This is a genomic window from Wolbachia endosymbiont of Pentalonia nigronervosa (genome assembly GCF_014534705.1).
Taxonomy (GTDB): Bacteria; Pseudomonadota; Alphaproteobacteria; order Rickettsiales; family Anaplasmataceae; genus Wolbachia.
On record NZ_JACVWV010000060.1, the window covers coordinates 1 to 8,014 of the forward strand.

Here is an 8,014-nt window from a genome sequence, read left to right on the forward strand (position 1 = left end):
TCCTGTTCGCCCTATCCACATCACTGCTGCTATGAACTTTCTGTTGTCCTTTGCACTCCTTCCACTATCCCCTTTCTTTCCGGGTAAACTCTCCTTTATCCTTTCCCATTGCTTATCTTTTAAGTCGTATAACATCCTTAGCTTCTCTCAAAAATTGTTATTATAACTCCTTTCTTTTTGAATGTCTACACTACCTAACCTTGTTATACGGGATATGATTCCAAAGATACTGTCCAGTCTTTTAACTCTATGTTGGGAAGGGAGCAAAATCTATGGATCGGCCTTATTGGCATAAGTTGGGGTTCAGCTTCACCTTCCCTGCAAGACACTTTAGCTATAATGCCTTACTTTTTAAAGATACAAGTTGGGGTTTCATAGGGGAGCTAATGTTACAATGTTTATTACATTAGCTAGTACATGTTTTTTATCTAAGTGAAGTTGCCCTGCGGCAACAAGAAGTTCATCTACCTTTTTCCACTTGCTAAGTAAAACTTCAATACTATCTGTATTCTTCTTGATGCTCTTAAGAATAAGAGTTCTTATGATATAAGATGCAATCTCCAGGTCAACATTACTGTTAATTATTTTATCGATTATTTCAGGATTGCTAGAACTATGTAAAAGCGTATAAAAATGTCTATATAGTTCATGTATATTGCTATTTATCGCATTTATTATCATTCCAGGTGCCCCAGGAAATATAGCAACCATCTCATCGAATATTTTATCATCAAGTTTATATTGTGAACAAACAACTTGCTTGGTTTCACCATAAGTCAGAGGTAATAGATTTAATAGAAAACACCTACACTTGATGGTAGTTTGTATATTGTGTGATCTATGGCTAATTATAAATATTTTGGAATTTTTCGGCGGTTCTTCTAATATTTTTAGCATTGCATTTTTAGCATTATCAGTCATTGCTTCTAAGCTATCTATGATAGCTACTCTGTACTTTGATTGAATAGAGCTCAAATGCAGAAAATTTTTCATTTCTCTAATTTTATCTATTCCTATTGTATCACCTTCAACTATGTGTAAGTCTAGTGTTACTAAATCGCAGTTCTTTGTAAGCAGCCAATGAGCGAAGGATTTCACGAGTGTTGCTTTTCCTATGCCTCTTTTGCCACAAACTATCCAAGATTGAATAGATAAGTTATTCATCAATTTCTCTCTGGCTTGATTATGTCCTACTAACTTTTCCATATGCAGGTTTGAATAGCGTTATTTATAGCCTGTGAACCTTCTCTTAGAACTTTAATCTCATCTGTGGTTAAGTCGACAATGGTTGATTCTATACCTGAAACTAGTTTGTCGTCTTCAATGATGCAAGATAAATGTTGTTTGATGGATTGTGGTATATCATTTGCTCGGCATACACTTCTTTCTCCTGAAATGTTCATGCTTGTTGCAATTATAGGCATTTCTAGCTTATTTAATATCGAAACTGCAATCGGATGATTAGGAATTCTTATACCTACACTTGTCTTAAAAAACTCACTTGGTAACATGTTATTATTTCTAAGTGGTAAAACATAAGTAACTGGTCCGGGAGAAAAGTAGTTCACCAAATCAACATATTTTTCTTTAACCATCGCTATTTTTTTCAAGACAGTGACGTCATTAACAAATATAGACAAGGGCTTGTTTTTAGGGCGTTTTTTTATCTGATATATTTTTTGTATTGCTTCACTACTTAATGCATTGCAGGCAAGAGCATATAATGTTTCAGTTGGAAAACATACTAGCAAATTATTTCGTATTGCATTTATTGTATGAGACCTCTTGCCTTCTAATGGTAATCTTGTTGTTGACATGTTATTCAGATACATTCAAGAATTCCCATCTGCTTCTCCATCTTTTCTGACACTTTAAAACCAAAACTAGAATCTAATAGAGAGAAGATTTTTTTATTTCCTCATTACTTTTGTTTTCATCCCTAATAATCTTCTTACCTTTTAATATGTCTTTTATTTCCTCTCCTGTCAGAGTCTCAAACTCAAGCAAATTTTTGGCAACCAGCTCTAGGTTTTTGCGTTTTTTGGTCAAGATATCTTGAGCTTTTTCATAACATGAAGAGACAATTTTTTTTACTTCCTCATCTATAAGTTTCATAGTATCTTCGGAAGTCACATCAGCCTTGTGCTCACGATTGTGATATATTAAGCCTACTTTTTCACTCATTCCCCATTTTGTTACCATAGCACGTGCTAAATCAGATGCTTGTTTTATATCTGAAGATGCACCACTAGTAATTTTATCATAACCAAAAATTAATTCTTCTGCCACTCTACCACCCATAGCAACAGTTATATCTGCTATCATTTTTTCTCTTGTAAGAGATACTCTGTCCGTTTCTGGTAATCTCATAACTAAACCTAAAGCTCTGCCTCTTGGAATGATCGTTGCTTTGTGTATAGGGTCAGAAGCAGGCATGTTAACAGCAATTATTGCGTGACCTGCTTCATGATATGCAGTAAGTTTTCTTTCTTCCTCTGTCATAACGAGAGAGCGCCTTTCCACACCCATCATTACTTTATCACGTGCGTATTCAAAATCATCCATGGTGACAATTTTCTTATTCCTCCTGGCAGCGATAAGTGCTGATTCGTTTACTAAATTTGCTAAATCAGCTCCTGAAAAGCCAGGAGTTCCTTTTGCAACTGTTTTAACATTTACATCAGGTGCTATCGATATTTTTCTTATATGCGTATTCAATATTTTTTCACGTCCACTTATATCAGGTAAAGATATAGTAACCTGACGGTCAAAGCGGCCAGGTCTAAGCAGCGCTGGGTCCAAAACATCTGGACGATTAGTTGCGGCAATTATTATTACCCCTTCATTAGATTCAAAACCATCCATTTCAACCAATAGTTGGTTTAGTGTTTGCTCCCTTTCGTCATTACCACCACCAAGACCAACACCACGATGTCTACCGACAGCATCTATTTCATCTATAAAAATTATACACGGTGCATTCTTCTTTCCTTGATCAAACATATCGCGTACACGACTTGCACCAACACCGACAAACATTTCAACAAAATCAGATCCAGAGATGCTAAAAAATGGCACATTAGCTTCGCCTGCAATAGCGCGAGCAAGAAGAGTTTTACCAGTTCCAGGAGAGCCAATCAAAAGGCAACCTTTTGGTATTTTCCCGCCTAATATCTGGAATTTTTGTCTCTGTTTTAGAAAATCAACAATTTCCACTAATTCTTCCTTCGCTTCGTCTATACCTGCAACATCATCAAATGTAACTCTCTTTTTATCTGTCATTAACCTAGCTCTTGATTTACCAAAGCTGATAGTTCTATTGCCTCCTGCTTGTGTTTGCTTTAAAAAAAATAACAGTAATCCAATAAAGATAAATGTAGGAATCCATGAAATAAGTAGCCCGCCAACAATATTTATAACAGATTCACCTGTTATAAAGGAAAAGTTGACTTTTTTGTCATGTAAACTTTTTATTAGGTCGTTATATATAACACCGCTTGAGTTAAAGCTTGAACCATCTTTAAATTTACCTTCAATGCTCTGATTTTTTAAAACAACACTCTCTATGTCATTGCTTTCTAGTCTATCTAAAAACTCTGAAAAAGGTACTGTAGTTTTGCTTTTCCCTATATCTCCTGCAAATTGCATATACATAACTGAGATAAGAACAATAACTACCAACCATACTAAAAAGCCTTCTAAGAATTTTTTCATTATAATATTTAACTAAATACTAGTTAAGCTTAGCAAATTTTTTTTCGTTACGCCATGCTAAAAAAATTGGTATATTTAACTACTACTAACCCCTATTCTGGATGGCTTTGCTGCATAGTGAATACATTTTAGGTGCAATCAAGATAGAAAGTTTTTTTATATGGAGCCTACACAGAGGAAAATGTTCCTTGTCTAATGTTTTAAATATGATATTTGTAACTCACATATTGTCTTAAATTTTTTTTTATGCCATTGCTGTTCATATTAATTCTCTCTTTAATTGCTGAGGTCATTGAAATTGACATTTCCGTGCCTAGTTTTCCTGATATAATGCGCTATTTTAACGTATCAGAAGGAACAGTTCAATTAACTATTGCTTATAATTTCTTGGGCTTTTGTATTGGTGGATTATTTTTCGGTCCATTATCTGAATGCTATGGCAGAAGAAAAATGATGATTATAGGTAATGCGATGCTGTTAATCGGTGCTATAGGGTGTGTATTTGCCCCATCGATTAATTGGCTTTTAGTTTCTCGTTTTGTTCAAGGTATTGGTGCCAGCACATCTGTAGTTGTGTTTGCCATTATTGCAGATAGCTATCAAGGTGTCAAAGCAATGAAATTTATAGGCATTATGAATGCAACCTTAACTGTAGTGATGGCAATAGCACCTATTTTAGGAAGCTTCATTAATGAAGCTATAGGGTGGCGTGGTAATTATGCAACTGTTGCAGTAATTTGTTTGATCTCTTGGATTTTACTGCTTTTGACATTGCCGGAGACCAAAAAGGACCGCGCAGCTTTCAATGTAAAGAAGATGGCGCAGGATTACAGCAAATTATTATCTAGCTCAAGATTTATCATGTTGTCTCTGATACCAAGCCTCTTTCCTTCTGCGTATATGTCGTTCATTACTTGTGGGCCATTTTTATATATGGAAACTTTTGGATTACCCAGTAAAATTTATGCATTACATCAAGGTATGATAGTAGGTTCCTTTTCGCTAACCAGTTTATTTTTTGGTAAGATCTTACAAAAATTTGGAGCAAGATGGTGCGTAATTAATGGTACAATGATTATTACTATTGGTGCTTTACTACTTATGGCATCAAGTATAGCTACACCTTATTCTCCTTATTCGGTCACTCTATCCATGATAATTTTTTCCACTGGTGCTGCAATTTGCCAGGCAGTAGTTTTTAATGCAACGATGAATGCTTTTCCTGAAATCAAGGGTACAGCTTCATCTGCAATTTCAGGTATCAGATCCTTCATGATGGCAGTTTTCATAGGTTCAACGAGTTACATTTACAATGGCCAAGTAATTAGCGTATCTTCACTTATTTTATTTGCGGTAATATTAGAACTTGTTTTTACTATATATTTATTACGGTCATCTGAAAATTTTGAGTAAAATTATTTTTTGATTTATGAATAATATCACATAAGAAACTTCATCAATAAAATTAAAGGTTATATAATATGTTTAATTCTTTACTAGTGTTTGACATTGAAACTGTACCAGATGTAAGTTCCTGCAAAAATTTGCTTGATATTAGTGACAGCAGCAGTATAGAAGAAAAGAGAAATGCATTGACAAAATATCATCTTGAGGTCACAAATGGGCAAAATGATTTTTTACGTCAGCCGTTTCATCAAGTTGTAGTTATCAGCTTTTTACTCTGCAACATTAGTTATCAGAGTGGTTACGAAGTTTTTACACTACAGGAAATTAGATCTGGAGGAACGCTAAATTCTAGTGAAAAAGAGCTAGTAAAAGGATTTTTTCATTATATAGCAGAAAAAAAGCCAAGGTTAGTTTCATTTAATGGACGTACTTTCGATATACCGGTATTGAAGTATCGAGCTATGGTGCATGGTATTCAGGCAGAATATTTCCACAAAGCTGGAGATAAGTGGAACAGCTACAGTCAAAGATACAGTAGCGATTGGCATTGTGATTTACTCGAGTTACTTTCTGACTTTGGGGCTTCTGCAAGGATCAAAATGAATGAAGTCTGTGCAGCATTTAATCTCCCTGGTAAAATTGGAGTTGATGGATCACAGGTTACGAGCTTATATGATAGTGGTAAGATACAAGAAATTAGAGATTACTGTGAAACGGATGTTATAAATACTTATCTGATTTACTTGAGATTTATGCATCACCAAGGTAGAATTACCACTGAAAGTTATAATAAAAATATGGAAGAGTTGCTTGTAGAGTGTGAAAAAAAAGAATACCTGCAAAAGTTCAAAAAAGAGTGGGAAATAACTTGTAAAGGAAGCTTTTATCTGTGAACATCTCTGAAGCGAGTTTCAAAAAAGGTCTATTGCTTATTCTACATATAAAACGAAATAGTATTTAGCTATAAATAAAGTGAACACAAAAACTATATCAGTAGATGATGATAACGTTAGGTTGGATAGATACATAAGAAGGATTTTTCCTCACTTAAAGCAGTCTATAATTGAGAAATTTTTAAGAAAGGGATTAATTAAGGTTGATGATCACAAAGCTAAATCTAGTGATAGAATTAGTTCAGGTCAAATAATAACAATAAAGCACCTAAATTCTGATCAAAGCCAAATATGTGATGACAAACCAAAATCAAATGCAAAGCTAGTAGGATTGTTACAAGAAAATATATTATATGAAGATGAGTATATATTGGCTATTAATAAACCTGCAGGAGTAACCGTTCAAGGTGGAAAAATTAATATTAGTGACCTACTCGATCAGATACGAGAGAAAGAAATATTTAAAATTGTACACAGACTCGATAGAGATACCAGTGGACTAATAATATTTGCACGCAATGCTGGAGTAGCAAAGTATTTAATGGAAGAATTTAAAGGACGAAAGATTAAGAAAACTTATTTAGCACTTACTTCTGGTATACCAAGCAAAGATAATGGAATAATAAACCATCCATTAGTGAAGAAATACATTGCTGGACAAGAAAAAGTGGTTGTAGACGAAAGCTCCTCTCAAAGTGCCACCACACATTTTTCAATTATAGCAGAATTAAAACATAATGTTGCTTACTTAAAATTGCAACCCATTACTGGCAGAACCCATCAGTTACGTGCGCATTTGTCCCATATAAATTGCCCTATTCTTGGTGATGGTAAGTATGGAGGCAAAAAAGCTTTTGTTGATGGAATAACAAATAAAATGCACCTTCATTCATATTCTTTATCCTTAAGATTACCAAATAATAAGAGTATAACTATTGCTGCCCCAATTTCTGAGCATATTGAGCAGTCTATAAAAACTCTCAGTCCATAAAACACTAGACCTCTTGCAAAACCGATTTCTGATGGCAATTTTGTTGTCAAAACTTGCCTACGTTTCTCAACTGCAGTGCTCGCCTGCGTTTCTCCTAAAACGTTTCTCGTCATAAATCGGTAGACCCCCTGCAAAACGAGGAAAAAAGTAGAAAAACAAAAAAAAGCGTATAAAATGAAAGTTTTAGGCTCTGTGAACAAAATTTTAAGCAAGCCATATGAGGGCACCAACGAAGTTTAAAAAGCCTAAATAAACCGTGGCAGTCTTATCAAATCTTGAAAAAATCCGCCTAAAATGTTTTATTTTGCCGAAAAAGCATTCAATCAAATGACGTTCTTTATAAATATGCTCATCATAATACCTCTGCACTTTTCGGTTACGCTTCGGAGGAATAACAACCTCACACCCTTTATTCTCAAGACCCGCAATAAAAGCAATAGCCCTTATCGGCCACCACAACTGAATTGAGACATAATGCTTCAGCCTGTGTAATATCGTTCCTTTGACCAGCAGTTAAAGTAAATTTAAGCGGATTTCCCAGAGCATCAACAAGTGCGTGAATTTTGGTTGTATAGCCACCTTTGCTGCGTCCCAGTGCTTCTTGAGCTCCGGTATCCTTCTTGTATCCAGCCGCACAAGCATGTGCTCTGACGATTGTTCCATCTATCATTTGCACTTCCAAATCTGGATCTTGTGTATATTTGAGCAGCTTTTCCCAAATTCCCTTTTCACACCACTTTTTGAATCTCTTATGTACGCTTCTGTAATTGCCATATATTTCTGGTAAAAGTCGCCATTGGCAACCACTTCGAGCCATGTACCACACTGATTCCATGAACCTTCTTAGCCGATCTTCGTTTTTACTGTGTATTCCTTTTACGCTTTTCAAATTTGCAAAAATTTGTTTCCATTTTGTTTCTTGTATGCATTTGGTAGTTTCTCCTTATTTATTCACGGTTAAACTACCACTTTTTTCTTATTTTGCCAAATTTTGGTTCACAGAGCCTAG

The 8,014-nt window shown here is 34.9% G+C and carries 8 protein-coding genes; 3 read left to right on the forward strand and 5 right to left on the reverse strand.

Annotation, left to right across the window (positions count from 1 at the left end; translation table 11 throughout):
• The 4 genes from IC220_RS05555 to ftsH form a co-directional block, all read right to left on the reverse strand.
• A partial coding sequence (locus IC220_RS05555) for a transposase (protein ID WP_369408739.1) occupies positions 1-135 on the reverse strand: 135 nt, incomplete at its 3' end.
• 237 nt (positions 136-372) lie between these two features.
• Positions 373-1,206 carry a DNA polymerase III subunit delta' gene (locus IC220_RS05560; protein WP_188153522.1) on the reverse strand — a complete coding sequence of 278 codons (834 nt, stop codon included), beginning with the start codon at positions 1,204-1,206 and terminating at the stop codon, positions 373-375.
• Entirely contained in the window at positions 1,194-1,832 is a 639-nt protein-coding gene (locus IC220_RS05565; protein ID WP_223158786.1) for an L-threonylcarbamoyladenylate synthase, read from the reverse strand. The genes IC220_RS05560 and IC220_RS05565 overlap by 13 nt, the downstream gene beginning before the upstream one ends.
• Positions 1,833-1,890: 58 nt before the next feature.
• Positions 1,891-3,714, reverse strand: coding sequence for an ATP-dependent zinc metalloprotease FtsH (ftsH, locus tag IC220_RS05570; RefSeq protein ID WP_188153523.1), 1,824 nt, complete (start codon positions 3,712-3,714; stop codon positions 1,891-1,893).
• Positions 3,715-3,960: 246 nt separating this feature from the next.
• Between ftsH and IC220_RS05575 the strand changes: the two genes are divergently transcribed.
• The 3 genes from IC220_RS05575 to IC220_RS05585 all read left to right on the forward strand — a co-directional run bounded on the left by IC220_RS05575 (position 3,961) and on the right by IC220_RS05585 (position 7,005).
• Positions 3,961-5,127 carry a multidrug effflux MFS transporter gene (locus tag IC220_RS05575; RefSeq protein ID WP_188153524.1) on the forward strand — a complete coding sequence of 389 codons (1,167 nt, stop codon included), beginning with the start codon at positions 3,961-3,963 and terminating at the stop codon, positions 5,125-5,127.
• 68 nt (positions 5,128-5,195) lie between these two features.
• The gene (locus IC220_RS05580) at positions 5,196-6,014 is read left to right on the forward strand and encodes a 3'-5' exonuclease (RefSeq protein WP_188153525.1); all 819 of its coding nucleotides are present in this window, start codon (positions 5,196-5,198) and stop codon (positions 6,012-6,014) included.
• A 79-nt stretch (positions 6,015-6,093) separates the two neighbouring features.
• On the forward strand, positions 6,094-7,005 hold the full coding sequence (locus IC220_RS05585) for an RluA family pseudouridine synthase (protein WP_188153526.1): 912 nt from the start codon (positions 6,094-6,096) through the stop codon (positions 7,003-7,005).
• Between the two features lie 204 nt (positions 7,006-7,209).
• On the opposite strand, the gene IC220_RS05590 is transcribed toward IC220_RS05585, so the two are convergent.
• Positions 7,210-7,930, reverse strand: a protein-coding gene (locus IC220_RS05590; protein ID WP_369408768.1) for an IS5 family transposase whose coding sequence is annotated in 2 segments (ribosomal slippage) — positions 7,210-7,440 and positions 7,442-7,930 — 720 coding nt in all. Because the reading frame shifts where the segments join, the coding sequence is not laid out codon by codon here.
• Positions 7,931-8,014: the final 84 nt, after the last annotated feature.